General features: G+C 72.8%; 24 protein-coding genes. 14 read left to right on the top strand and 10 right to left on the bottom strand.

Annotated features, from left to right (window positions below; all coding sequences use genetic code 11):
- Nucleotides 1-6: 6 nt before the first annotated feature.
- Together ACFFIA_RS09565 and ACFFIA_RS09570 are read right to left on the bottom strand one after the other, a co-directional pair.
- Nucleotides 7-1,281, bottom strand: coding sequence for a nicotinate phosphoribosyltransferase (locus ACFFIA_RS09565; protein ID WP_377248729.1), 1,275 nt, complete (start codon nt 1,279-1,281; stop codon nt 7-9).
- Nucleotides 1,282-1,290: 9 nt separating this feature from the next.
- Nucleotides 1,291-3,945, bottom strand: a complete 2,655-nt coding sequence (locus tag ACFFIA_RS09570; protein WP_377248732.1) for a helix-turn-helix transcriptional regulator — start codon at nt 3,943-3,945, stop codon at nt 1,291-1,293.
- A 252-nt stretch (nt 3,946-4,197) separates the two neighbouring features.
- Between ACFFIA_RS09570 and ACFFIA_RS09575 the strand changes: the two genes are divergently transcribed.
- The 7 genes from ACFFIA_RS09575 (at nt 4,198) to ACFFIA_RS09605 (ending at nt 8,609) form a co-directional block, all read left to right on the top strand.
- Complete coding sequence (locus tag ACFFIA_RS09575) at nt 4,198-5,478, top strand: hypothetical protein (RefSeq protein WP_377248735.1); 1,281 nt, start codon at nt 4,198-4,200, stop codon at nt 5,476-5,478.
- 92 nt (nt 5,479-5,570) lie between these two features.
- Entirely contained in the window at nt 5,571-5,861 is a 291-nt protein-coding gene (gene clpS, locus ACFFIA_RS09580; RefSeq protein ID WP_173039686.1) for an ATP-dependent Clp protease adapter ClpS, read from the top strand.
- A gap of 22 nt (nt 5,862-5,883) precedes the next feature.
- Entirely contained in the window at nt 5,884-6,378 is a 495-nt protein-coding gene (locus ACFFIA_RS09585) for a DUF2017 domain-containing protein (protein WP_377248792.1), read from the top strand.
- A gap of 56 nt (nt 6,379-6,434) precedes the next feature.
- The gene (locus tag ACFFIA_RS09590) at nt 6,435-6,746 is read left to right on the top strand and encodes a LysR substrate-binding domain-containing protein (RefSeq protein WP_377248795.1); all 312 of its coding nucleotides are present in this window, start codon (nt 6,435-6,437) and stop codon (nt 6,744-6,746) included.
- A gap of 28 nt (nt 6,747-6,774) precedes the next feature.
- On the top strand, nt 6,775-7,263 hold the full coding sequence (locus ACFFIA_RS09595; RefSeq protein WP_377248738.1) for a M67 family metallopeptidase: 489 nt from the start codon (nt 6,775-6,777) through the stop codon (nt 7,261-7,263).
- A gap of 49 nt (nt 7,264-7,312) precedes the next feature.
- Nucleotides 7,313-7,633, top strand: coding sequence for a MoaD family protein (locus tag ACFFIA_RS09600; protein ID WP_377248741.1), 321 nt, complete (start codon nt 7,313-7,315; stop codon nt 7,631-7,633).
- A 10-nt stretch (nt 7,634-7,643) separates the two neighbouring features.
- Nucleotides 7,644-8,609: a PLP-dependent cysteine synthase family protein gene (locus ACFFIA_RS09605; RefSeq protein ID WP_377248744.1), complete on the top strand. Its 966-nt coding sequence runs from the start codon at nt 7,644-7,646 to the stop codon at nt 8,607-8,609.
- Between the two features lie 478 nt (nt 8,610-9,087).
- Here ACFFIA_RS09605 and ACFFIA_RS09610 read toward each other — a convergent pair whose 3' ends face one another.
- Nucleotides 9,088-9,510, bottom strand: coding sequence for a hypothetical protein (locus tag ACFFIA_RS09610; protein ID WP_377248747.1), 423 nt, complete (start codon nt 9,508-9,510; stop codon nt 9,088-9,090).
- Nucleotides 9,511-9,776: 266 nt separating this feature from the next.
- On the opposite strand from ACFFIA_RS09610, the gene ACFFIA_RS09615 reads away from it, so the two are divergent.
- From ACFFIA_RS09615 to rdgB, 6 genes are all read left to right on the top strand, one after another.
- On the top strand, nt 9,777-10,523 hold the full coding sequence (locus ACFFIA_RS09615) for an MBL fold metallo-hydrolase (protein WP_377248750.1): 747 nt from the start codon (nt 9,777-9,779) through the stop codon (nt 10,521-10,523).
- Nucleotides 10,524-10,598: 75 nt separating this feature from the next.
- Nucleotides 10,599-11,741: a glycosyltransferase family 4 protein gene (locus ACFFIA_RS09620; RefSeq protein ID WP_377248753.1), complete on the top strand. Its 1,143-nt coding sequence runs from the start codon at nt 10,599-10,601 to the stop codon at nt 11,739-11,741.
- Nucleotides 11,742-11,787: 46 nt separating this feature from the next.
- The gene (locus ACFFIA_RS09625; RefSeq protein ID WP_377248756.1) at nt 11,788-12,921 is read left to right on the top strand and encodes a glycosyltransferase; all 1,134 of its coding nucleotides are present in this window, start codon (nt 11,788-11,790) and stop codon (nt 12,919-12,921) included.
- Nucleotides 12,915-13,754, top strand: coding sequence for an SGNH/GDSL hydrolase family protein (locus ACFFIA_RS09630; RefSeq protein ID WP_377248759.1), 840 nt, complete (start codon nt 12,915-12,917; stop codon nt 13,752-13,754). Before ACFFIA_RS09625 ends, ACFFIA_RS09630 begins: the two co-directional genes overlap by 7 nt.
- Nucleotides 13,755-13,777: 23 nt before the next feature.
- Nucleotides 13,778-14,503, top strand: a complete 726-nt coding sequence (rph, locus tag ACFFIA_RS09635) for a ribonuclease PH (RefSeq protein ID WP_377248762.1) — start codon at nt 13,778-13,780, stop codon at nt 14,501-14,503.
- The gene (gene rdgB, locus ACFFIA_RS09640) at nt 14,500-15,159 is read left to right on the top strand and encodes an RdgB/HAM1 family non-canonical purine NTP pyrophosphatase (protein WP_377248765.1); all 660 of its coding nucleotides are present in this window, start codon (nt 14,500-14,502) and stop codon (nt 15,157-15,159) included. Before rph ends, rdgB begins: the two co-directional genes overlap by 4 nt.
- A 36-nt stretch (nt 15,160-15,195) precedes the next feature.
- Here rdgB and hutH read toward each other — a convergent pair whose 3' ends face one another.
- The 6 genes from hutH to ACFFIA_RS09670 are packed head-to-tail and all read right to left on the bottom strand — an operon-like array spanning nt 15,196 to nt 22,896.
- Nucleotides 15,196-16,731, bottom strand: a complete 1,536-nt coding sequence (gene hutH, locus ACFFIA_RS09645; RefSeq protein ID WP_377248768.1) for a histidine ammonia-lyase — start codon at nt 16,729-16,731, stop codon at nt 15,196-15,198.
- Entirely contained in the window at nt 16,728-17,897 is a 1,170-nt protein-coding gene (hutI, locus tag ACFFIA_RS09650) for an imidazolonepropionase (RefSeq protein WP_377248798.1), read from the bottom strand. The genes hutH and hutI overlap by 4 nt, the downstream gene beginning before the upstream one ends.
- 49 nt (nt 17,898-17,946) lie before the next feature.
- Complete coding sequence (locus ACFFIA_RS09655) at nt 17,947-19,248, bottom strand: formimidoylglutamate deiminase (RefSeq protein WP_377248771.1); 1,302 nt, start codon at nt 19,246-19,248, stop codon at nt 17,947-17,949.
- Nucleotides 19,245-20,402 (bottom strand): allantoate amidohydrolase, encoded by a 1,158-nt coding sequence (locus tag ACFFIA_RS09660; RefSeq protein ID WP_377248774.1) that lies wholly within the window; start codon nt 20,400-20,402, stop codon nt 19,245-19,247. Before ACFFIA_RS09660 ends, ACFFIA_RS09655 begins: the two co-directional genes overlap by 4 nt.
- Nucleotides 20,399-22,048 (bottom strand): urocanate hydratase, encoded by a 1,650-nt coding sequence (gene hutU, locus ACFFIA_RS09665; RefSeq protein ID WP_377248777.1) that lies wholly within the window; start codon nt 22,046-22,048, stop codon nt 20,399-20,401. Before hutU ends, ACFFIA_RS09660 begins: the two co-directional genes overlap by 4 nt.
- A gap of 11 nt (nt 22,049-22,059) precedes the next feature.
- On the bottom strand, nt 22,060-22,896 hold the full coding sequence (locus ACFFIA_RS09670) for a MurR/RpiR family transcriptional regulator (RefSeq protein ID WP_377248780.1): 837 nt from the start codon (nt 22,894-22,896) through the stop codon (nt 22,060-22,062).
- A 102-nt stretch (nt 22,897-22,998) separates the two neighbouring features.
- Between ACFFIA_RS09670 and ACFFIA_RS09675 the strand changes: the two genes are divergently transcribed.
- Nucleotides 22,999-23,871: an expansin EXLX1 family cellulose-binding protein gene (locus tag ACFFIA_RS09675; RefSeq protein ID WP_377248783.1), complete on the top strand. Its 873-nt coding sequence runs from the start codon at nt 22,999-23,001 to the stop codon at nt 23,869-23,871.
- A 135-nt stretch (nt 23,872-24,006) separates the two neighbouring features.
- Here the strand turns inward: ACFFIA_RS09675 and ACFFIA_RS09680 are convergent.
- Nucleotides 24,007-24,249: GNAT family N-acetyltransferase (locus ACFFIA_RS09680; protein WP_512700716.1), on the bottom strand; the 243-nt coding region annotated here is incomplete at its 5' end.

Raw genomic sequence — 24,249 nt, forward strand, 5'->3', positions numbered from 1 at the left:
CACCTCTCAAGACGCGGGGACGATGGTGACGGGGATGGCGGGGTCACCGGCGGAGAGCTTGAGCCCCTCCCATGGGATGGAGATCAGGCACTGCCGCAGGTGGGCCCGCGACTCGGTCAGCTCGGGGAGGTGCGCGGGTTCGCCGGCCACGATGTAAGTGTGCTGGAGCAGCCGGTCGCCGAGCTGGTGGTCGGGCACGCCCTGGGAGACCACGATCTCCTCGGTGGCGGTGCCGGTGGGCTTGTGGCGGCGTACCGCCGTCTTGCGGCCGCCCACCGTGGCCTTGTTTTCCGAGCGCTTGACCACCGGGCGCCCCTCGACCTCGACAAGCTTGTAGACCAGGCCGGCGGTGGGGGCGCCGGAGCCGATCACGACCGCGGTGCCGGCGCCGTACATGTCGACGGGCTCGGCGGCGAGCGCGGCGATCGCGTACTCGTCGAGGTCGCCGGAGACTATGATCTTGGTCTCCGTGGCGCCCAGCGAGTTGAGCAGGTCGCGGGACTGCTGGGCGAGCACCGAGAGGTCGCCCGAGTCGAGGCGGATGGAGCGCAGCTCGGGGCCGGCGACCGCGATGGCGTTGCGGATGCCCTGGCTGATGTCGTACGTGTCGACGAGCAGCGTCGTGTCTTTGCCCAGCGCCTCCACCTGGGAGGCGAAGGCCGCCGGCTCGTCGTCGTGGAGCAGCGTGAACGCGTGCGCGGCCGTGCCCGCCGTCGGGATGCCGTAGCGGTAGCCGGCCGCGAGGTTGGACGTGTACTCGAAGCCGGCCAGGTATGCGGCGCGCGCGGCGGCGACCGCGGCCTCCTCGTGAGTGCGGCGGGCGCCCATCTCGATCACGGCTCGCCCCCGGGCGGCGGTGACCATGCGGGCGGCCGCCGCCGCGATCGCGCTGTCGTGGTTGAGCACGGAGAGGATCAGGGTCTCCAGCAGTACGGACTCGGCGAACGTGCCGCTCACCGTCAGGATCGGCGAGCCGGGGAAGTAGAGCTCGCCCTCGGCGTATCCGTCGATGTCGCCGGTGAAGCGGTAGGCCGCCAGCCACTCGGCGGTCTCGTCGTCGACCACGCCGTTGCTCCGCAGGTGGTCGACCTCGGCCTCGGTGAACCGGAACTCGCGCACGAGATCGACCAGCCGCCCGGTGCCGGCCACGACCCCGTAGCGGCGGCCGGTGGGGAGACGGCGGGCGAAGACCTCGAAGACGCAGCGGCGGCCGGCGGTGCCATCCTTGAGTGCGGCGCTGAGCATGGTCAGCTCGTAGTGGTCGGTCAGCAGGGCGGTCACGCCACCACCCTATTGTTCGGGCAGGGCCTGTAGGGCGTGAGCAAGCTCGCTTCGATTGGTCACGCCGAGTTTCCCGTAGACCCGCTGGAGATGGTTTTCGATCGTGCGGGTGGAGAGAAAGAGCTGGTCAGCGATCTGCTTGCTGGCCACGCCCGCCGCGGCGAGGTGGGCGACCTGGCGCTCCCGCTCGGTGAGCGCGGGGCGGGCCGCCCGCAGCGCGGGCGTGCGGAGGGAGTCACAGCCGGCGAGGAGGTCGCCGAGGCGGGCACTGGCCTCGGAGCGCTCGGCGCCGGTCGCCGCCCGCAGCCGCACCACCGCCATCGCGGCCGTCTCGGCGGCGAAGAGGAGCAGCCCGCGCTCGGCGAACGCGTCCGCGACGGCGAGCAGCTCGGCACCGTCGCCCACCGCGGCCGCGTGGCGGGCCATCAGGGCCGCGAGCGGGCCGTCGACGACCGTGGCCAGCTCGGCGAGGCGCCCGGCGACGGTCTGCGCCTCGGTCTCTCCCTCGGGCCAGCGGATCGGGAGCGTGGCGCAGCCCAGCCGCACCAGGTCGTGCAGGACGAGCGACTCGTGGGCAGCGAAGCCGTCGGCGCGCAGCCGCTCGACCAGCGAGACCAGCCCGGTGATCGCCTGCTCGACGTCGCCGCCGCAGGCCGCGACCCAGGCCCTGGCCTGCTCCCGCCAGGGGTAGAGCACCGCCATGACGGGGCGGTGGGTCCGGTCGGAGTCGGCCATCGCGGCCCGGGCCTCCTCCGCGTCACCGAGCAGCGCGGCGGCGTGGGCCCGCTCGGCGTGCGCGAGGCCGGCGAAGACCCGGCTGCTGGCGAGCACGGCGCAGGCCTGGAGGCTGCCGTGCAGGGCCTCGGCGGTGCGCCCGCGCAGCCGGGCGGCCTGGGCGCGGATGACCGAGAGGTAGCCGGAGCCGAGCCGGAAGTCGCCCGCGTCGGCCAGGTCGGCGAACTCGTCCGCCACGATCGCGTCGATCCCGGCCAGGTCGCCGGCGATGGCGAGGCGCGTGCCCCGGGCCAGCTCCAGCGCGAGCTGGAGGTAGGGCATCTCGGCCCGCCACAGCGGCGCGTCGGCCTGCACCTGGTCGGTGATGCGGGCGCTGGCCTCGATCTGGCCGCGAACGGCGTGCGCGTGGGCGAGCACGCACTGGGCCAGGTTGCGGGCGGAGACCGGCGCGACCGGACTGTCCACGATCGACCGCGCGAGCCGGCCCGCCTCGGCGGTGTCGAGCCGGTGCAGCCGCATGATCGCCTCGAACGAGTGCACGCGCGCCCGGAACGCCGGGTCGGCGACGGTGGCCGCGTCTTTGGCGATCTCGTCCACAGCGGACTTTCGCCCGAGGCCCCAGTAGGAGACCAGCCCGCGCACCACCAGCCACCGGCTGAGCCGCTGGTCGGAGTCGATCTCGCCGCGCACCGACTCGAGGACCGGAAGCGCCTCCTCGGAGCGGTCCATGAACATCATCACGGCCGCGAGCAGGTCAGCCGCGTCGAAGCCGCCGCCGATCTCCAGCGCGGCGGCCGCGAGACGGCCACCGAGATGCATGTTGTATCGGCTGAACGCCTGCTCGCCCGCCCGGAGCAGCATGACCGGGTCGGTGGCGGTGCCCGAGTCGAGCCGCCACTCGGCCACGCGCAGCAGGTCGTCGCGGCGACGCGTGCCGGCCCCCTCGACCAGGGCGGCGAGCCGGGCCTTGAGCCGCAGAGCGCGGGTCACCGGGCAGCGCTGGCGCACCACCTCGCCGTAGAGGGGGTGGGCCAGCCGCACGTGGTGGCGGCGGTCGCTGGCCGCGACCCGGATCAGCCCACGCTCCTCGGCGCTCTCCACTGGGGCCTCGCCGGCCGCCTGGATCAGCAGCGACAGCCCGATCGGCTCGCCGAACGCGACCAGCTCGATCACCTCGCGCACCTCGTCGCCGAGGTCGCCGATGCGGGCGTCGATGAGGTCGGTGAGGCGGGGCGCGAGATCGAACTCGCCGGTCCAGCGCCACACGCCGTAAAGCCGGGTCAGCTCGTCGGTGGCGGAGGCGGCGATCACCAGCTCGCGCAGCAGCAGCGGATTGCCCGCGGAGAGGCGCCACAGCCGGTCGGCCGAGGCGGTGTCGACCGGGCCGGCGAGCATCTCGGTCAGCAGCGCGCTGGTGTCGGCGGCGGAGAGCGGGGTCAGCTCGTCGTGGTCGACCAGATCGTCGGTCCACAGTGCACGCACGGGCAGCGGCACCTGCTCGCCCGTGCGCAGCGTGCCGAGCACCGTGGCGTGCGCGTCGCGGGCGACGAGGTAGACCAGCGCCGCCGAAGAGGGGTCGAGCAGGTGGGCGTCGTCGATCGCGAGCACCATCGGGCGGCCCGCGGCCTCGCGGTGCAGCGCCTCGACCGCCCACCGCAGCAGCCCGGCGGGCGAGACGCCGACCGGCTGGTCACCGGGGAGCACCTGGGCCAGCCCGCCGAAGGGCAGCCCGGCCACCGCGATGCTGGCGGTCGCCGTCCACACCGCGAACCGCTCTGAGGGGAGGTCGGTCACAGCCTCGCGCAGCAGGCGGGTCTTTCCAATGCCGGCGGTGCCGCTGAGGATTAGGCCGCGGCGGTCGCAACTCGTGGCGGACGCGACGATGCGGCGCAGCTCATCGGCACGGCCGACGAATTGCCACGGACCCACTCGCGGAGCATATAGAGCCTCTCCGCGACACGCGGACCGCCATATGTGCCAAGTTGAGTAGCGGACCGGTCACCGGTGAGTAGCGGCTAGACTGCCATGCGCCTCCGCGAGCCCATAACGTTCCGTTGCGCGGTTGATGCGCTCGTGGGGAGGCGTGAATTAAAGATGAGGGCAGCGGTGGACTCGGTGGATGCTGAGTCGGGAGCCGGGGGGCGGCGCAGGATCCGGCTACACGTCGACCCGGTGGCGCCCGTGCCGGATGAGCCGACCGCGGTCGTGGTCGCCGGTGCCGGCCGCGGCCCGCTTCTCGACGCGCTGCTCGGCGCGCACGGGCCGGCGCCGGAGGTGCCCGATGCGGCCTACCTGGTGGTGCAGCCGGCTTTCCGGGTCGCCGCCTGGGCATACGTGCCGGGGGCGCGGCTGCCCCAGCCGTACGATCTGGCCGGCCCGCGTTCCGGTGGCTTCGTCCGCCCGCCCCGCCGGGTCGAGCTGTCGCTGCCCGACCCGCTGCTGCGGCACTTCGCGCTGATCCATACGCCCGATATGTCCACAATGGATGCCGCAGGCACGCGGATTCTCCTCGACGTGGTCCGGTGCGCAGGCGCCTTGCTGTACGTGCCGGGAGGTGACCGCCCGCTCGGCGTCCCCGAGCAGGGCCTGCTCGCCCGCGTGTCGGAGGCGGGGGCGGCGGTCTTCGTGGCCGGCTCCGGCGGCCCCGCCACCACGTTCGACGTCGGTCCCGACCTGACCGGCGTGGCGGAGCTGCGGCGCGCGCTGGTCGAGTGGGCCGGCGCGGAGGCGCTGGCCCGGGCCAGCGTCAACCCGCCGATGCTGCCCGGCGCCCATGGCACGGTGCGGGTCGCGGCCGGCGCGCACGAGAGCGGATGGTCCGAGCGGCTCGACCGGGCCTGCGCGACGGCCGCGCACACGGTGCGCCAGCGGGTCGCCATCGAGCTGGCCAATGTCCACCTGCGCGGGGTGCAGGAGATCGTCTTCGGGGTCGGCACCGCCGGCCTGCCCGACGCGCTCGACCGCGAGATGCACGCGGTGTCGCTGCGGGCCGTCGCCGAGTGCGACGCCGCCGTCGACCGCATCCTCGACGACGCGCTCACCCTGGTCCTCGGCGAGATTCCACAAGAGGGGGTACGCCGGCGCGTCGCGCTCGCCATCCGCAAAGACGTCGCCGGCGACGGTGGCGCCTCCGATCCGGCCCGTGTGCTGCTCGTCACCAGCACCGGCGGCGTGGCCACGATCACGGGCGCCGCCGCGGTGATCGCGCTCGCCGCCTACCGGAGCGAGGCCGACCGGGCCGTCCTGCCGCCGCTCGGCGTGGCGCTCTCCGGCGCCTGCTACCAGTACTGGGCCGCGCCCGACCGGTCCGATCCCGGACACGCCCGCACCTGGCTCCAGCAGGCCGTGCGGGGTGTGGAGCTGGAGCTGCTCTCCGAGGTGACCAGGCGCTTCGAGGCTGTGCGGCGGTCGCTCGGCTCCCTGCTCGGCGAGGCGGTCGACCACGGGATCCTGCTGGCCTGAGGTGGAAAAGGGTTCGCGGTAAACCGCTCATTCAACCCAAAGCGGGACGTTGGCGTTCCTCGCTTCGGCGATTGCGGTGGCACGATGGGGGCATGGCGGCTCCACAGGTTGCGCCGGTCGAGACTCCGGACATTGACGAGGTGCCGGTCGCGGACCGGGCATGGGTGACGATCGTGTGGGACGATCCGGTCAACCTGATGTCGTACGTCACCTGGGTTTTCCAGAAGCTCTTCGGCTACAGCAAAGACAAGGCCGAGAAGCTGATGCTCGACGTGCACCACAAGGGCAAGGCCGTCGTCTCCAGCGGCGCCCGGGAGCGGATGGAGCACGACGCCTCCCAGCTGCACGCGTACGGCTTGTGGGCCACGGTCGACCAAGCCTGAAGGGCCATCGAGTTTCGTGAGCATGTTCCGTCGGAATGGAGAGCACTGCGTAGCCACGTTCGCGCCGGACGAGGTGCGCGTGCTGCGCAAGGTCGCCTCGGAGGTCGTGGGGCTGCTCAGTGAGGGCTTCGACCACGAAGACCCGGTCGTCGAGCGCCTCTTCCCCGACATCTATCCGGACGACGCGCACAACTCCGCCGAGTTCCGCCGCTACACCGAGGGCGATCTGAAGACCAGCAAGATCGACCAGGCCGGCGCGATCCTGGCGGTGCTTCCGTCCGACGGCGGCGGTGAGGTACGCCTCGACTGGGACACCGCCGAGGCGTGGCTGCGCGCGCTCAACGACGCCCGGCTCGCGATGGGCGTGCGCCTGGAGATCAAGGCCGAGACCGATCTGGGCGAAGAGCTGGACGAGGCCGTCCTGCGCGACCCGACCTCGTCCCGCGTCTTCCAGCTCTCCGTCTACGCCTACCTGGGCTACCTCCAGGAGTCGCTGCTCAACGCCCTCACCGATTAGTGCCCGCGTCAATCTGCCGGGGTTGTGGACCGCGGAGGTGGATCTTCTAGCCGGAGATCTTCGTCGACTTCCACCGGGGCTTCGGCGCCCGCGAGGTCACCGAGGAGGAGTGCGCCGGGCGCAAGCTCAGCCGGCGGGTGGCGGTCGAGGTCAACGACGTACACAGCCTGCTCGACTTCGTGGGCGCGGGGCTGGGCGTGGCCGTCGTACCCCGGCCGATCGCGCGCAAGCGCCCCAACCAGGTGCGCGCGGTGCCGCTGACCGGCGCCTCGGCGTACACCTGGCAGGTCTGGGTCGCACTGCCCGCGGGCCGCCCGACCAGCCCGCCCGCGACGGCGCTGTTGCGCCAAGCACAACTCGGAGGGTGAGAGTCGGAGCACGAGGTAGTCTGTGGGCGTGCTGACCATCGATCGGGCGATCGTCGACGCGATCATCGCCCACGCCCGCCGGGATCACCCGGACGAGGCGTGTGGCGTGGTGGCCGGCCCGGTGGGCAGCGACAAGCCGGTGCGGCACATCCCGATGCAAAACGCGGCACGCTCGATGACGTTCTACGAGTTCGACTCGATGGAGTACCTCAAGGTGTGGCGGGAGATGGACGACCGTGACGAGGAGGCGGTGGTGATCTACCACTCGCACACCGCCACGGAGGCCTACCCGTCTCGCAGTGACGCGTCGATCGCGGGCTGGCCGGAGGCGCACTACCTGCTCATCTCCACGCGCGACCCGGCCGTGGAGGAGATCCGGTCATTCCGCATCGTGGACGGCGCCGTAACCGAGGAGCCGGTCCGGATCGTTGATGCCACCGTGGACCCGCACGCCGTTCAGACGTACATGTTCGGGCAGAGCCCGGCGACGGTCGACTACGAGTGTTCCGACCGCTGAGCACTCGCGCCGTAACCGTTGTCGATCTTTCTCCGAGGAGTTTTCCGTCATGGCCATCGAGGTTCGCATCCCCACCATCCTGCGCAACTACACCAGCAGCGCGAAGGTCGTCGAGGGCAGTGGTGACACGCTCAACGACCTCCTGTCCGACCTGGACTCCCGCCACGCCGGGCTGCGCGCCCGACTCGTCACCGAAGAGGGCGGGCTGCACCGCTTCGTCAACATCTACGTCAACGACGAGGACGTCCGCTTCCTCGGCGCCCTCGACACCAAGCTCTCCGACGGCGACACCGTGACCATCCTGCCGGCGGTCGCGGGCGGGGCGTTCGGCTTCGCGGCCGCCGCCGCGATGCTCGGCAACCGTCTCTAGGCCGCGCGCGATGGCGCGATACGACAGCCTGTTGGACGCCTGCGGGGGCACGCCGCTGGTCGGCCTGCCCCGGCTGTCACCGGTGGTGCCCGAGGGGGCACCACCGGTGCGCCTGTGGGCCAAGCTCGAAGATCGAAACCCGACCGGTTCGGTGAAGGACCGGGCGGCGCTCTTCATGGTGCGCGCCGCCGAGGAGGCCGGCCGCCTCCGCCCCGGCGACACGATTCTCGAGCCCACCAGCGGCAACACCGGCATCTCGCTGGCCATGGTGGCAAAGCTGCGGGGATACCGGCTGGTGTGCGTGATGCCGGAAAACGTCTCCACCGAGCGCGTCCAGCTCCTCCGCATGTACGGTGCCGAGATCATCTTCTCGCCGGCCGCGGGGGGCTCCAACCAGGCCGTGGCGACCGCCAAGCAGATCTCCGCCGAGCATCCCGACTGGGTGATGCTCTTCCAGTACGGCAACGAGGCCAACGCCCGCGCCCACTACGAGACCACCGGCCCCGAGCTGCTGCGCGACCTGCCCTCCGTCACCCACTTCGTCGCCGGGCTGGGCACCACGGGCACGCTGATGGGCACCGGCCGCTACCTGCGCGAGAAGGTCGAGGGCATCGACATCGTGGCGGCCGAGCCCCGCTACGGCGAGCTGGTCTACGGGCTGCGCAACATCGACGAGGGCTACGTCCCCGAGCTGTACGACGCCACGGTCCTCACCCGCCGCTTCTCGGTCGGCACGCGTGACGCCGTGCTCCGCACTCGCCAGCTCGTCGAGGTCGAGGGCCTGTTCGTCGGCTTCTCCACGGGCGCGGTGCTGCACGCCGCTCTCGCCATGGCCCACGAGGCGGTGAAGGCCGGCCGCCGCGCCGACGTGGCCTTCGTCGTCGCCGACGCCGGCTGGAAGTACCTGTCGACCGGCGCCTACGGCGGCACCCTGGCCGACGCGGAAGAGGCGCTCGAAGGCCAGCTCTGGGCCTAGGGCGTGTCTGGTGGATCTTTGCGGGGCTGCGGCGGGCCCAGACGGCGCCCGGCGGCACCGGACGAAAGGCCACATACAACACCGGTATGCGACCTTCCGCCCGGCACCACCGGACCGCCGCCTGGACCTCGCCTCGCACCCACAAGATCCACCAGACACGCCCTAGGCTCTGTACCAAGGCACAGATTTGGGCTGCCGCGATGTCCGCCGTGGCCCAGACCGCTGCTCCCGCGGCCTCGCCCTCCGCGGTCTGACTCCCGCTTGTGAGCGGCGTGGGTCGGGCTTCAGGACGGTTCTTCGGGCCGGACGCCGCCGTGCCTGCCGCCGGCCCGCGCAGTCACGACGCCGATCGGAACGTGGGGGTGCGTGCGGCCCTGGCACCTCCCCGCACAGCCGCAGGCCAAGTACAAGCCGAGCGAAATACGCCCTAATGCGCCAAGAGGTGGATTGCGCGGTAGTCCGATAGGGGAAGAAACGGCTAGACCGCGCGCACGGTCAGCACGATCGAGGCGATCAATGGGATCGTGGCGAGTGCAAGCATCACCCAAGGAAGGCGACGGCGCTGGATGGACATGAACGCGCCCACGGTCAGCCCGATACCGACCAGACCGACGGCGATAAACCACGGCTCGTACCAAGAGGGTGGATTGCCCCGCCACATGGCCAGTAGGGCGCGGGTCGCCACCAGCAGGCCGACCAGGCCCAGGCCCGTGGCCCAGGCGCACATCGCGACCAGCTTGGTCGTGGGCGGCGACGGGTCGTCCGAGGTGGGGATGCGGAAGACCCGGCCCATGCCGCTGGGGGTCGCGCGGGGCTCCGGCCGGGGTTCGCGCTGGATCCGCAGGCCGAGGCCCTCCACGAAGGAACGTTCGGGGCTCGTTTCGTCGGCCTGGGTCGACACGTGGCTACCGTCCTGTCGCGCGTCACGGGAATGGGTTCACCATGTGCAACGGGTCCGTATCACTGCGCGTAACGGTGATCGCGGAGAGCCACAGAAAACCCATGATCCTCGCGTGCAATGTCACCTTGACGACATGTTGTATCAGATCTTTCTGTCGCGCCCTGGTCACGGCGTAGGCTGCGCACCGTGACAGACTCGACGGTAAGGATCTTCGGGCCAACCGCCGAGGGCCTCTTGACAGCCGAGCGTGAAGTCGGGGCCGCAGGATGCGACTGACGGTGCTGGGATGCGCCGGCAGTTTCCCGGGCCCCGAGTCCGCCTGCTCGGCCTACCTCGTCGAAGAGGACAACTTCCGGCTGCTGATCGATTTCGGCTCGGGCTCCCTCACCGCGCTCCAGCGGTACGCGAGCCTGCGCGCCGTCGACGCGATCCTCCTGACCCACCTGCACTGCGACCACATGCTCGACGCATGTACATACGTCGTGGTGCGGCGCTACGACCCCGCCGGCCCGCTGCCGCCCATCCCGGTGTACGCCCCCGCCGGCGCGCCCGACCGGATCGCGGCCGCGTACAGCCAGGAGGAGAGCACGGTCGACGACGTCTACACGTTCTACGGGCTCCAGCCGGGCACGTTCCCGATCGGCCCGTTCACGGTCACGGTCGACCGGGTCAACCATCCCGTGGAGACGTATGGCGTGCGCCTGGAGTCGAAGGGGCGCGTGCTCACCTACTCCTCCGACACGGCGCCCTGCGACGCGCTGCTGCGGCTCGCGCTCGGCGCCGACCTGTTCCTGTGCGAAGCGAGCTACCTCGATGGGATGGACAATCCGCCAGACCTCCACCTGACCGGTCGCGAGGCCGGCGAGGTGGCCACCAAGGCGGGCGTCGGGCAGTTGCTCCTGACCCATCTGGTCAGCGCCTGGGGCAGCGAGGCGGACACGTTCGAGGCGGCGTCGAGCGCGTTCACCGGGCCGTTGGAGATCGTCAGACCTGGATCTCGATACGACATCTGAAAGTTTGCTCCACTGTTCGCCGATGCGTCAGTTGGGTGTAGCCTCCCGCACCGGCGCAAACCTCACGGTGAGCGCATGCGTATCGCGATCATCGCGGAGTCGTTCCCCCCGGACGTCAACGGCGTCGCGCACTCCGTCGTCCGCATCGCTGAGCACCTGGTCAGGCGCGGTCACACACCCCTGGTCATCGCTCCGGCCCCGTCATCGTCGACCCGGGGCCTCACCGGCACGCATCCATTCCCGGTGATCCGGGTACCGAGCGTGCCGATGCCCCGCTACCGCGGCCTGCGGCTGGGCCTGCCGGGCCCCAGGCTCGACGACGCGCTGGTCTCGCACGCCCCCGACATGGTGCACCTCGCCTGCCCGTTCCTGCTCGGCGCGCGCGGCGTCGCCCTGGCCCAGCAGCAGCGGATGCCCTGCCTCGCCGTGTACCAGACCGACGTGGCCGCCTACGCCCGCACGTACGTGGGCAGGGGCGAGGCCGCCGTCTGGAAGTGGATGCGCACGATCCACAACGGCGCCGATCGCACGCTCGCGCCCTCCACACGCTCGGCCGCCGACCTGGTCGCCCATGGAATCCAGCGGGTATGGCTGTGGCAGCGCGGCGTCGACACCGTGCGCTTCGACCCGGCCAAGCGCGACGATCTGGTACGGAAGGCGCTGGCCCCCAACGGCGAGGTGCTGGTCGGCTACGTCGGCCGCCTCGCCCCCGAGAAGCGCGTCGAACTGCTCGCCAAGACCTGCGACCTGCCCGGCGTACGAGTGGTGATCGTGGGCGACGGCCCGGCCCGGCGCGACCTGGAGAAGGCGCTGCCCCGGGCGGTCTTCCTCGGCGCGCGGCACGGCGGGCAGCTGGCGCGGCTCTTCGCGAGCCTCGACATCTTCGCCCACACGGGGCCGCACGAGACGTTCGGCCAGACGATCCAGGAGGCGCTGGCCAGCGGGCTGCCGGTGGTCGCCCCCTCGGCGGGCGGCCCGCTCGACCTGGTGACCCCCGGCGTCAACGGCACGCTGGTGCCACCGGAGGACGAGGACGCCCTCACCGGCGCGGTCGCCGAGCTCGTGACGGACAGCGAGCTGCGCCGGCGGTACGGACGCGACGCGCGCGCGGGCGTGGAAGGCCGCACCTGGAGCGCGGTCGGCGACGAGCTGATCGCGCACTACGAGTCGATCCTGGCCAGCCCTGGTGTGACCGGCCAGGTCCGGGTCGCGGCGTGAGGGAGCGGAACGGCGCGGCGGAGCGCCCCGACAAGAAGGTAGGCGCATGAGGATCGTCCGGCTGGCGAACTTCGTCATGCCCCGCTCCGGTGGCCTGCGTACGGCACTTCGCTGCCTCGGCGAGGGGTACCTCGCGGCGGGCCACGAGCCGGTGCTGATCGTGCCCGGCCCCGAGATGTCCGACGAGATGACGCCGCACGGGCGGGTGATCACGCTGCCCGGGCCGGAGGTGCCGGGCAGCGGCGGCTACCGGCTGCTGATCACTGGCCGGCGGCGGCTGACCAAGCTGCTCGACCGCCTGGAGCCCGACCACATCGAGGTCTCCGACCGCTCGACGCTGCGCTGGACCGGCCGGTGGGCACGCGACCGGGGCGTGCCCTCGGTCATGGTGTCGCACGAGAGCCTCGCCGGCCTGCTGACCGTGTGGGGCGTACCGGAGTCGATCCGTGTGGGCTTCGCCGACCTGGCCAACAAGCGCACCGCGCGGGCGTACGACCGGATCGTCTGCACCACCGCCTGGGCGGCCGCGGAGTTTCGCCGGCTGGGCGTGGACAACCTGGTCGAGGTGCCGCTCGGGGTCGACCTGGAGACGTTCCATCCCACGCGCCGCGACGGCGAGGTGCGGGCCCGGTACGCCGCCGACGGCGAGGTGTTGCTCGTGCACTGCAGCCGCCTCGCCGGCGAGAAGCATCCCGAGATCGCCATCGACACGGTCGCCGAGCTGCGGGCGGCGGGCGTGCCGGCGGTACTCGTGGTCGTCGGCGACGGCCCACGGCGTGAGGCGCTGGAGCAGCGGGCAGCCGGTCTGCCGGTGCGGTTCCTCGGCTTCGTGGCCGACCGCGACGCGGTAGCCGACCTGCTGGCCTGCGCCGACGTGGTGGTGGCGCCGGGGCCGGTGGAGACCTTCGGCCTCGCCGCGCTGGAGTCGCTGGCCTGCGGCAGCCCGGTGGTGGTCAACGCCGCGAGCGCACTGCCGGAGGTGGTCGGCGCGGCCGGCATCGCGGCGCACGGCAGCGGGGCCACCTTCGCCGAAGGCGTACTCCAGCTGCTGGATCGCCCGGAGAGCCGGCGGCGGGCCGCGGCGCGGGCACGGGCCGAGCAGTTCTCCTGGCCTGCGGCGGTGGACGGCTTCCTGCGCGCGCACGGCGCGGAGGTGCCAGCCAGGAGCGCGGTGTGTTGACCTTCGTCGCCCTCGGCGACTCCACGACGGCGGGCTTCGGCGACCCGATGCCCGACGGGAGCTGGCGCGGCTGGGCGGCGCTGCTGGCCGGTGGGCTGGCGCCGCCCGGGCAGGTCGCGTTCCACAACCTGGCGGTGAGCGGCGCGGTCTGCGCTGACGTGGTCCGCGACCAACTGCCGGTCGCGCTGGAGCACCAGCCGGACGTGGCCGCGGTACTGGTGGGCGTCAATGACACGCTGCGCCGTGCCTTCGACCTGTCGGCGATCGGCAGCGCGATGGACCACGCGGTCGGCTCGCTGCACCGGTCCGGCGCGCTGGTGCTGACCGCCTGCTTCCCCGACCCGGGGCGGCTCTTCAAGCTGCCCACCTCGCTCGCCCGCCCGCTGTCGCGCCGGATCGCGGCCGTCAACGCGGTCACGCACGCCATCGCCGCCCGCGTACCCGGTGTGCACCTGGATCTCAACCGACTGCCCGAGGCGTACGACCCTCGCATGTGGAGTGTGGACCGGCTGCACCCCGGCGAGCGCGGGCACCGGTTGCTGGCCGGCTCGTTCTTCGACCTGCTCGCCGCCCGGGGCGGTCCCGTGCACCGGCGCCCCGACCCGGAGCCGGTCAACCCGCCCCCGACTCGCGGCGCCCGCGTGTGGTGGATGGCGACCCAGGGCAGCGCCTGGCTGTACCGCCGCTCCCGCGACCTGGTGCCGTCGCTGGCCCGCATGGCGATCGCCGAGTGGTGGTACGACCTGCGCGGCATCGCCAGCGACCTGGACGAGGCGGTGCAGAAGGAGATCAGCGCGGCGCTCGCCAGGTTCACCCCCGAGCGGGGACGGTGACCGGCCGCGCATAGGGTGTGCCCATGGGACGACCCGACAAGCGCGCGCCCGGCGAACTGCGTCCGGTGAAGCTGACCCGCCAGTGGAGCATCCATCCCGAGGGCTCGGTGCTGGTGGAGTTTGGCGCGACGCGGGTGCTCTGCACCGCGAGCGTGACCGAAGGTGTGCCGCGCTGGCGCAAGGGCTCCGGGCTCGGTTGGGTCACGTCCGAATACTCCATGTTGCCGCGCGCCACCACGACCCGCTCCGACCGGGAGAGCATCAAGGGCCGGGTCGGCGGGCGTACGCACGAGATCTCCCGCCTGATCGGGCGGAGCCTGCGAGCCTGCATCGACCTCAAGGCGCTGGGCGAAAACTCCATCGTGCTCGACTGTGACGTGCTCCAGGCCGACGGCGGCACGCGCACGGCGGCCATCACCGGGGCGTACGTGGCGCTGCACGACGCGGTGACCTGGATGGCGGGGCGCGGGCTGCTGGCCGGCAAGCCGGCGGAGGCCGTGCACCGCTCGGTCGCCGCGGTGAGCGTGGGCGTGATCGACGGAGAGCCGCGGCTCGACCTCTGCTACGAGGAGGACGTGACGGCCGAGGTCGACATGAACATCGTCTGCACCGGCGTGGGCGACTTCGTCGAGGTGCAGGGCACGGGCGAGGCCGGCGTGTTCGATCGGGCCCAGCTCGACGCGCTGCTCGACCTCGGCGTGGCCGGATGCCGCCAGCTCGCGGCCCTCCAGGAGGACGCGCTTTCATGAACGCACCACCAGAAAACGCTTCGCTTCCCTCCACGGTTCCCGGGGGACCCCGCACGAAGCTGCTGCTGGCCACGCGCAACGCGAAGAAGCTGCTGGAGCTTCAGCGGATCATGGACAAGGCGCTCGGTCCGCACGCGATCGAGCTGGTCGGGCTCAGCGACGTGCCCGACTATCCCGAGGCTCCCGAGACCGGGCTCACCTTCGGCGAAAACGCGCTGCTCAAGGCGCGTGAGGGAGTCAGGTACACCGGGCTGCCCACCGTCGCCGACGACTCCGGCCTCGCGGTCGACGCGCTCTCCGGGATGCCCGGCGTGTTCAGCGCCCGCTGGTCCGGCCGGCACGGCGACGACAAGGCCAACCTCGACCTCGTGCTCGCCCAGATCGGCGACGTGCCCGACGACCACCGCGGCGCGGCCTTCGTGTGCGCGGCGGCGCTCGTGCTGCCCGGCGGCAAGGAGCACCTGGTCGAGGGGCGCCAGGTCGGCCGGCTGCTGCGCGCGCCGCGGGGCGAGGGCGGCTTCGGCTACGACCCGATCTTCCTCGCCGAGGGCCAGACCCGCACCAACGCCGAGCTGAGCGCCGAGGAGAAAGACGCGATCAGCCACCGGGGCAAGGCGTTCCGGGCGCTCGCCAAGGTGATCGCGAAGACCGTTTAACCCCGGCAGAGGGCTACCGCGATGTGGATGGATCGGTCAGGCGAGCGGGCCGACCTGCTCCTCGACGGCCCGCAGGAGCGCGCGGTCGCGTACGGCTGAGCGGGCGTGCTCGAGCACCGGCGCCAGAAACGTGTCCGGCCCCGGCTCGCCGGCGAAGGCGCCGACCGTGGCGATCGCGACCCGGCCGGCGGGCGACGGGTCGAGTGGCGCGCGCAGTTGCAGCCCGCGCACGGCGGAGAGCAGCTCGACCGCCAGCAGGCTGGTCAGGTTGTCGAGCACGCGGCGCAGCTTGACGGTGGCGGCCCAGCCCATCGAGACGTGGTCCTCCTGCATGCCCGACGTCGGCAGCGAGTCGACCGAGGCGGGCGAGGCGAGCCGGCGGTTTTCCGCGACGATGCCGGCGGCCGTGTACTGGGCGATCATGAGTCCGGAGTTGACCCCCGGGTCGGGCGAGAGGAAGGCGGGCAGGTCGCGCGAGCGGCACACGTCGAGCAGCCGGTCGACCCGCCGCTCCGCGATCGCGCCCACCTCGGCGGCGGCGATCGCCGTGAAGTCGGCGGCGAAGCCGAGCGGCGCGCCGTGGAAGTTGCCGGTGGACTCGACCCGCCCGTCCGGAAGTACGACCGGGTTGTCCACCACGCTCGCCAGCTCCCGTTCGGCCACCTGCGCCGCGAACACCAGCGTGTCTCGCGCCGCGCCGGCGACCTGTGGCGCGCAGCGCATCGAGTACGCGTCCTGCACCGCGTGCACCATGTCGTTGCGGTGCGAGTCCATGATGGCGGAGCGCTGGAGCAGCCGGTGGATGTTGGCCGCCGAGACCGCCTGGCCCGGATGCGGGCGGATCGCGTGCAGCTCGGGCTGGAACGGGCGGTCGGTGCCGAGCATCGCCTCGATCGCCAGCGCCGCGGTGACGTCGGCCATCGTGAAGAGGTGCGCCGCGTCCTCGATCGCCAGCAGCAGCATGCCGAGCATGCCGTCGGTGCCGTTGATCAGCGCGAGCCCCTCCTTCGCGGCGAGCTGGATCGGCCGCAGCCCGGCCGCGCGCAGCGCCTCCCCGCCGTCGATCCGGGCGCCCGACCTGTCGAGTACCCAGCCCTCGCCGAGCAGCACCAGCGCGCAGTGGGCGAGCGGTGCCAGGTCGCCGGAGGCGCCGAGCGAGCCGTACTCCGGTACCCACGGGGTGACGTCGTGGTTGAGCAGCTCGACCAGCGACTCGGCGATCAGCGGGCGCACGCCCGAGCGGCCCAGCGCCAGCGAGCGAACCCGCAGCAGCATCATCGCGCGGACCACCTCGGGCGGCATCGGGTCGCCGACCCCGGCCGCGTGCGAGCGGATCAGCGCGTGTTGCAGCTCGGCCCGCCGCTCCGGCGCCACGAAGGTGTTGGCGAGCGCGCCGAAGCCGGTCGAGACGCCGTAGACCGGCCGCCCCTCGCGCTCGATGCGGTCGACGATCGCGCGGCTGCGCTCCATCGCGTCGACTGTGGAGGATGCGAGGCGCACGGGCGCCCCCTCGCGGGCCACGGCGACGACGTCGGTGGCGCTGACGCCGGTGGGCTGGACGGTGACGGTCATCGGAGAGGCACTCCATTGTGCACGGTGTGGCGGACGAGAGGCACGCCCGGCCGGTAGGCCAGGTGCAGGTGGGACGGCGCGTCGAGCACGACCAGGTCGGCCCGGGCGCCGGGTCGCAGGACACCGATGTCCGTGCGGCGCAACGCCCGCGCACCGCCCGCGGTGGCGGCCCAGACCGCCTCCGCCGGGGTCATGCCCATCTCGCGTACGGCGAGCGCGATGCAGAAGGGCATGGAAGTGGTGTACGAGGAGCCCGGATTGCAGTCGGTGGCGAGCGCGACGGTGACCCGCGCGTCGAGCAGGCGGCGCGCGTCCGGGTACGCCGAGCGGGTCGAGAAATCGGCGCCGGGCAGCAGCGTCGCCACCGTGGACGAGTCGGCGAGCGCGTCCACATCGGACTTGTCGAGGTGTGTGCAGTGGTCGGCACTGGCCGCGCCCAGCTCCACGGCGAGCCGTACGCCCGGGCCGGGGCCGAGCTGGTTGGCGTGCACGCGTACGCCGAGCCCGGCAGCCTGCCCCACGGTCAGGATCGCCCGGGAGTGGTCGGCGTCGAAGGCGCCCCGCTCGCAGAAGACGTCGATCCAGCGGGCGTGCGGTGCGGCGGCGCGCAGCATCGGCCCGCAGACAAGGCCGACGTAGTCGTCCGGACGGTCGGTGTACTCCGCGGGGACGACGTGCGCGCCGAGGAACGTCGTCTCCTCCGTGAACTCGCGCGCGATCCGCAGGGATCGGGCCTCGTCGTTGACACTCAGCCCGTATCCACTCTTGATCTCGATCGTGGTGGTGCCCTGCCGCAGCGCCTCGCGGTGCAGGCGCTCGACGGTGGCGCGGAGGTCGTCGTCGCTGGCGGCGCGGGTGGCGGCGACGGTGGTGCGGATGCCACCGCCGGTGTACGGCTGGCCGGCCATCCGAGCGGCGAACTCCGCCGCCCGGTCGCCGGCGAAGACGAGGTGGGCGTGACTGTCCACGAAGCCCGGCAGCACCGCCGCGCCCTCGGCGTCGAGCCGGCGGTCGGCGGGCTGGGCGTACGCGGCGCGGCCGAGCCAGGCGATCCGGCCGTCTTCGACCAGCACGGCGGCCCGCTGGACGATGCCGAGCGGGCCACGGCCGAGCGCCGGGTCGTTGGTGACCAGCTCGCCGATGTTGTCGATGAGGAGGTTCATCAGGACCCCCGGGGAAACGTGGGGCGCGGCGGGGCATTTCGTTGAGGTGTCTTCATGCGATGGCGTCCTCGAGAGCGCGGGCCACGTCCAGGTGAGCGTGTTGTCCATCATGGACGACCACGCGACCGTCCACGATGACGTGTGCGACATCGGCGGCCGTGGCGGCGAAGATGGCGCCCGCCGGCCCGGCGCCGGCGGTGCGTACGCTGTCCAGCCGCACGGTGACCAGGTCGGCCCGGTGGCCCGGCGCGATGGTGCCGGCGTCCGCCCAGCCGAGCGCGGCGTGCCCGGCGGCGGTGGCCGCGCGCACCAGCTCGGCGGCGGAGAAGTGGCCTCGCCGCTCGCTGCGCAGCCGCTCGTCCATCTCGACCGCGCGCGCCTCCTCGAACATGTCGACGACCGCGTGGCTGTCGCTGCCGACGCAGAGCGGGCTGCCGGCGTCGGCGAGCGCGCGTCCCGGGCCGATGCCGTCGGCGAGGTCGCGTTCGGTGGTGGGGCAGAGGCACACGGCGGTGCCGGTGTCGCCGAGTTCGGTGCGGTCGGAGTCGCTCAGGTGCGTCGCGTGTACGGTTGTCGTGAGTGGACCGAGCGCGCCCGCGTCGGCGAGCAGCTCGGTGGGAGTGCGGCGGTGGCGCGCGAGGCAGGCGGTGTTTTCGGCGCGCTGCTCGGAGAGGTGTACGTGCAGCGGCGCCGCCCGCTCGGCCGCCCACTCGGCCACGGTGGGGATCTGGTCGGCCGGCACCGCGCGTACGGAGTGGACGGCCGCGCCCAGCCGCGCGTGCTCCGGCGGTGTGAACGCGGAGACCCGCTCCGCCCACCGGGCCGCGTCGCCGTCGCCGAAGCGCTCCTGGACCCCCCGCAACGGCTCACCATCCACACTGGACGCGAGGTAGCAGGCGTCGAGCAGCGTGATCCGGATGCCCGCCTCGGCGGCCGCCTCCACCAGCACGGCCGACATCTCGTTGGGGTCGGCGTATCGGCGGCCGCCGGTGTCGTGGTGCAGGTAGTGGAACTCGCCGACGCAGGAGACGCCGGCCAGGGCCATCTCGGCGTACACGGCGCGGGCCAGCGCGCGGTAGCCGTCGGGGGTCAGCCGGGCGGCTACCGCGTACATGGTGTCGCGCCAGCTCCAGAACGTGCCCCGGCCGTGCGCGTGCCCGCGCAGCGCGCGGTGGAAGGCGTGCGAGTGGGCGTTGGCGAAGCCAGGCAGCGTGAGCCCAGGCAGCCGGGTCGCGCCGGGCGGCGCGGGCACGCCGGCGGTGACCGAGGTGAAGCGGTCGCCATCCACCTCGACGAGCACGTCGGCGGCGGGTCCGTCGGCCAGCCAGGCCCACTCCGCGTGGTAGGTGCTCACGCCAGCTCCCGGAGCACTCGCGCCAGCGCCTCGACGCCGGCCTCGCAGTCGGCGTCGGTGGCGTGCTCGGCGGGGGCGTGCGAGACGCCGGTCGGGTTGCGGACGAAGAGCATGGCGGTCGGCACGTACGCGGAGAGCACGCCCGCGTCGTGGCCGGCGCCGGTCGGGAGCACCGGCGCGCCGAGTACGCCGGCCAGCCGCTCGACCAGCCCGCCGTCGAACGCCACCTCCGGACTGACTGACTCATCCGTCAGGGTCACCTCGGTGCCGTCGCGGGTCGCGCGCTCGACCGCCCGCTTGCGGATCGCCTCGACCATCGCGTCCAGCGTCGCGGCCTCCGCCGCCCGCGCGTCGAGCCATCCCCGGACCAGTGACGGCACGGCGTTGGTCGCGTTGGGCTCGACGACGACCCGCCCGACGGTGGCGTGCGCCCCGCGCAGCCGGGCCTCCTTGTTGGCGGCGAGCACCGTGTACGCGTACGTGAGCATCGGGTCGCGCCGGTCGGCCATCCGGGTCGTGCCGGCGTGGTTGCCCTCCCCGGCGAAGTCGAAACGCCACCGCCCGTGCGGCCAGATCGCGCTGCCCACGCCGACCGATACGTCGAGCGCGCGCCCCTGCTCCACGTGCAGCTCCACGAAGCAGCCGACCCGGTCGAGCAGGTCGGTGCGCCCCGCCGGCCGCCCGCCGAGCGCGTCGGCGAGCGTGCTGCCTGAGCGGTCGGTCAGCGCTGCGGCCCGCTCCGGGTCGAGCACACCGGCGAGCAGCCGGGAGCCGAGGCAGGGTACGCCGAAGCGGGCGCCCTCCTCCTCGGCGAAGGCGGCGACACCGATCCGCGTGCCCGGCCGCTCCGGCAGCCGGTCGAGGGCGAGGAACGCGCTCACTATCCCCAGTGGACCGTCGTACGCCCCGCCGTGCGGCACGGAGTCGAAGTGGCTGCCGGTGAGCACGGCCGGACCGTCGCCGGTGCCGCGCCAGGCGACGAGGTTGCCGTTGCCGTCCTCCTCCACCGCCATGTCCCGCGCGTCGGCCTGAGCCCGGAACCACTCGCGGCAGGCCAGCTCGGCCGGCTCCCACGCGTACCGCAGGTAGCCGCCGCTGACGGGGTCGCGTCCGATCGGCGCGAGCTGGTCCCACAGCTCCCGAAAGCCGCTCACGCTTCGTCCATCGGTACGCGTACGCCTCGGTCGGCGGCCACGTCCGCGGCCAGCTCGTAGCCGGCGTCGACGTGGCGGATGACGCCCATGCCGGGGTCGTTGGTGAGCACGCGCTCGATCTTCTGCCCGGCCAGGGCGCTGCCGTCGGCCACGCAGACCTGGCCGGCGTGGATCGAGCGCCCGATGCCGACCCCGCCGCCGTGGTGGATGGAGACCCAGGAGGCGCCGGAGGCGGTGTTGACGAGTGCGTTGAGCAGCGGCCAGTCGGCGATCGCGTCGGAGCCGTCGGCCATGCCCTCGGTCTCCCGGTAGGGCGAGGCGACCGAGCCGCAGTCGAGGTGGTCGCGGCCGATCACCACGGGCGCCTTGAGCCTGCCGTCGGCCACCATCTCGTTGAAGCGGACGCCGGCGCGGTCGCGCTCGCCGTAGCCGAGCCAGCAGATCCGGGCCGGCAGCCCTTGGAACGCGACCCGCTCACCGGCGAGGCGGATCCACCGCGCCAGCGACTCGTTCTCCGGGAAGAGCTCCAGCACCGCCCGGTCGGTGGCGGCGATGTCGGCCGGGTCGCCGGAGAGCGCGGCCCAGCGAAACGGACCCTTGCCCTCGCAGAAGAGCGGCCGGATGTACGCCGGTACGAAGCCGGGGAAGGCGAACGCCCGCGGGTATCCGCCCAGCCGCGCCTCGCCCCGGATCGAGTTGCCGTAGTCGAAGACCTCGGCTCCCGCGTCGAGGAAGCCGACCATCGCCTCGACGTGCCGGGCCATCGAGGCGCGCGCCCGGTCGGTGAACTCCTCCGGCTTTCGCGCGGCGTAGTCGGGCGCGTCGCCCAGGTCGACGTCGTCGGGCAGGTAGCTCAGCGGGTCGTGGGCACTGGTCTGGTCGGTGACGATGTCGACCTCGACGCCCCGGCGCAGCAGCTCGGGGAGGACGGTGGCCGCGTTGCCCACCACGCCGACGGAGAGCGCCTTCCGGTCGCGCTTGGCGGCGGTCGCCTGAGCCACCGCTTCGTCCAGAGTGGACGCGATGGTGTCCAGGTAGCGCGTCTCGAGCCGCCGCGCCAGCCGGGTCGGGTCGACGTCGACGATCAGGCAGGCGCCGCCGTTCATCGTCACGGCGAGCGGCTGCGCCCCGCCCATGCCGCCACAGCCGCCGGTCACGGTGAGCGTGCCGGCGAGCGTGCCTCCGAACCGCTTCGCCGCCACCGCCGCGAACGTCTCGTACGTGCCCTGGAGGATGCCCTGCGTGCCAATGTAGATCCAGGAGCCGGCGGTCATCTGCCCGTACATGGTCAGGCCGAGCCGCTCCAGCCGGCGAAACTCCGGCCAGGTGGCCCAGTCGCCGACGAGGTTGGAGTTGGCGATCAGCACGCGCGGCGCCCACTCGTGCGTGCGGAACACGCCAACCGGGCGCCCCGACTGCACGAGCATCGTCTCGTCGTCGGCGAGCGTGCCGAGCGTGCGGACCAGCGCGTGGTAGGACGGCCAGTCGCGGGCCGCCCTGCCGGTGCCGCCGTACACCACCAGGTCTTCGGGGCGCTCGGCCACGTCGGGATCGAGATTGTTCATCAGCATCCGCATGGCGGCCTCCTGGGGCCAGCCGAGGGCGGTGCGCTCGGTGCCTCGCGGTGCTCTGACGGTCGTCGGCATGGTCCCTTCTCTCACCTCGTGAAGACCTGGCGGCGGTTGACGGATCGCTCGAACTCCTCCAGCCGCCGCTGCGCGTCGTCGGGCGCCGCGTCGCAGATCGCCTGGAGCACCACCATCGACAGGGCCATCGGCGCGGTGTGCAGGTCGAAGACGAGCTGCGTGCCGACCGCCGCGGTGAGCGCCACGTCGGCATGCTCGGCGGCGGGGCTGACCGGCGAATCGGTGATGACCACAATGGACAGCCCGGCGGCGCGGGCCTCGCGGAGCGCGTCGAGCGACTCGCGCGGGTAGCGGGGCAGCACCACCGCCAGCAGCGCGGTGGCGCCGGCCGCCCGCGCCTGCTCCAGCCGATCGGCGAGAAGGCTGCCGCCGGAGTCGAGGACGCGCACGTCGGGGAGCACCTTGGCGGCGAAGTACGCGAAATAGGCGGCGAGGGGCGCGGCGGCGCGCAGCCCGAGGACGGGCAGCGGCCGGCTCGCGGCGAGCAGCGCGCCTGCGGCGGCGAGCGCCGCGCGGTCGGCGAGCTGGTCGGCCAGGCGGTCGAGGTGCCCCACCTCGCCCCGCACCGCCTGCTGCAGCTCGTTGCCCACCGCGGGCGGCAGCGCGACCCGACCGCCGCCGGTCAGCTCGCGGAGGCGGCGGCGGAGCGCGGGGAAGCCGTCGTAGCCGAGCGCCATCGCGAACCGGGTCACCGACGGCTGGCTCACCCGGGCCAGCTCGGCGACCTCGGCCGCGGAGAGGAACGCCGCCGCCGACGCGTGCTGCACCAGGCTGTGGGCGATGCGCCGCTGGGTCGGCGTGAGCCGCACGCCCTGGAAAAGCCCCACGACCCCGTCGGAGTCATTCACAAGTCGACTCTATGCATGAAGTCATTCACCCGCAATGCCCTTGGCTTAGGTCTCGATTAGAGACATTGCCCCTGGGCGGGGCGGTCCGGCAGCATCTTGGCGGTGCTCGTTGGTCGCCGCCCTTCCGCCCGCTGGCTCTTCGTCGGCGCCGCGGCGCTCCTGGCCGCGGTCGTGGGCGTGGTGCTGGCACTCCAGTCCGGCCCGTCGCCCGCCTGCGCCGCACCGCCCACCGGCGGCACCGTGCACCGCGGCAAGGCGACCTTCTACGACTCCAAGGGTGAGGGCGGCAACTGCTCGTTCGTCAGCGCCCCGGCCGACCGGCTCTACGTCGCGCTCGGCCCGTCCGAGTACTCCGCGGGCGCGGCGTGCGGCGGCTACCTGGACGTGACCGGTCCCAAGGGCAAGGTCCGCGTACTGATCATGGACCAGTGCCCCGAGTGCGAGCCTGGCCACATCGACCTGAGCAAGGAGGCGTTCGCGAAGATCGCCAACCCGGTCGACGGGGTCGTGCCGGTGACCTTCAAGGCGGCCACCAACCCCTCGCTGCCGGGGCCGCTCAGCTTCCGGATCAAGGAGGGCGCCTCCCGGTACTGGTTTGCCGTGCTGGTCGTCAACCACGGCAACCCGCTCCGCTCGGTCGAGGTGAAATCGGGCTCCACGTTCCGGGCGACCGACCAGGCCGAGTACAACTACTGGATCTACGAGAGCGGGCTCGGCCCCGGCCCGTACACGATCCGGGTCACCGACGTGTACGGCCAGCGGGTCACCGCCACCGGCATCCGGATGGCGCCCGAGCAGGTGCAGCAGACGAGCGTCCGGCTGTACGGGTCGGGGGCGACCGTCCCCAGGGCCAAGCCGAAGCCCACGCCGTCGCCCTCTGCCTCGCCGTCGCCCAGCGCCACGACGGAGGCGCCGCCCTCGCTCGCGCCGGCCGCCGCCATCGACCAGCAGTTGGGCCCCGCCGCCGCTTGCTAGGCCGCGCAGATCCACATTCATAGACAGATTTGGGCTACCGCGATCTCCGTCGTGGTCCAGGCCGCTGCTCCCGCAGCCTCACCCTCCGCGCCTGCGAGGTGAAGGGCTGACCCCTCCGACCCTTGGAACGGACCCCTAGCGCAGCGGCAGCCACATCAGCGTCTCGTCGCGGTCGTCGCCCGGCCCCACGCGCAGCGCTCCGGGCAGCCGGCCGACCTCCTTGTAGCCGAGCCCGGCGTAGAAGTGCTCCAGGCCGAGCCCGCCCCGCACGGTGACGTGCAGCGCCTCCCGGCCGAGCTGGCGGGCCAGCCGCTCGGCCTCCCGCATGAGTTGCCCTGTGTCAAGCCGTAGCTTGTTGATCTTGGTTGAGGAGGCGTT

The sequence above is a fragment of the Phytohabitans kaempferiae genome (assembly GCF_042433955.1).
Classification (GTDB): Bacteria; Actinomycetota; Actinomycetes; order Mycobacteriales; family Micromonosporaceae; genus Phytohabitans; species Phytohabitans kaempferiae.

Excerpts from the sequence above, each read along its gene's own strand:
- ACFFIA_RS09585 (WP_377248792.1), top strand. The coding sequence starts at position 5,884 with ATGTTCCGTCGGAATGGAGAGCACTGCGTAGCCACGTTCGCGCCGGAC.
- rdgB (WP_377248765.1), top strand. The coding sequence starts at position 14,500 with ATGAACGCACCACCAGAAAACGCTTCGCTTCCCTCCACGGTTCCCGGG.
- hutU (WP_377248777.1), bottom strand. The coding sequence starts at position 22,048 with ATGCCGACGACCGTCAGAGCACCGCGAGGCACCGAGCGCACCGCCCTC.
- ACFFIA_RS09605 (WP_377248744.1), top strand. The coding sequence starts at position 7,644 with ATGGCGCGATACGACAGCCTGTTGGACGCCTGCGGGGGCACGCCGCTG.
- ACFFIA_RS09615 (WP_377248750.1), top strand. The coding sequence starts at position 9,777 with ATGCGACTGACGGTGCTGGGATGCGCCGGCAGTTTCCCGGGCCCCGAG.
- hutH (WP_377248768.1), bottom strand. The coding sequence starts at position 16,731 with ATGACCGTCACCGTCCAGCCCACCGGCGTCAGCGCCACCGACGTCGTC.
- ACFFIA_RS09625 (WP_377248756.1), top strand. The coding sequence starts at position 11,788 with ATGAGGATCGTCCGGCTGGCGAACTTCGTCATGCCCCGCTCCGGTGGC.
- ACFFIA_RS09620 (WP_377248753.1), top strand. The coding sequence starts at position 10,599 with ATGCGTATCGCGATCATCGCGGAGTCGTTCCCCCCGGACGTCAACGGC.
- rph (WP_377248762.1), top strand. The coding sequence starts at position 13,778 with ATGGGACGACCCGACAAGCGCGCGCCCGGCGAACTGCGTCCGGTGAAG.
- clpS (WP_173039686.1), top strand. The coding sequence starts at position 5,571 with ATGGCGGCTCCACAGGTTGCGCCGGTCGAGACTCCGGACATTGACGAG.
- ACFFIA_RS09600 (WP_377248741.1), top strand. The coding sequence starts at position 7,313 with ATGGCCATCGAGGTTCGCATCCCCACCATCCTGCGCAACTACACCAGC.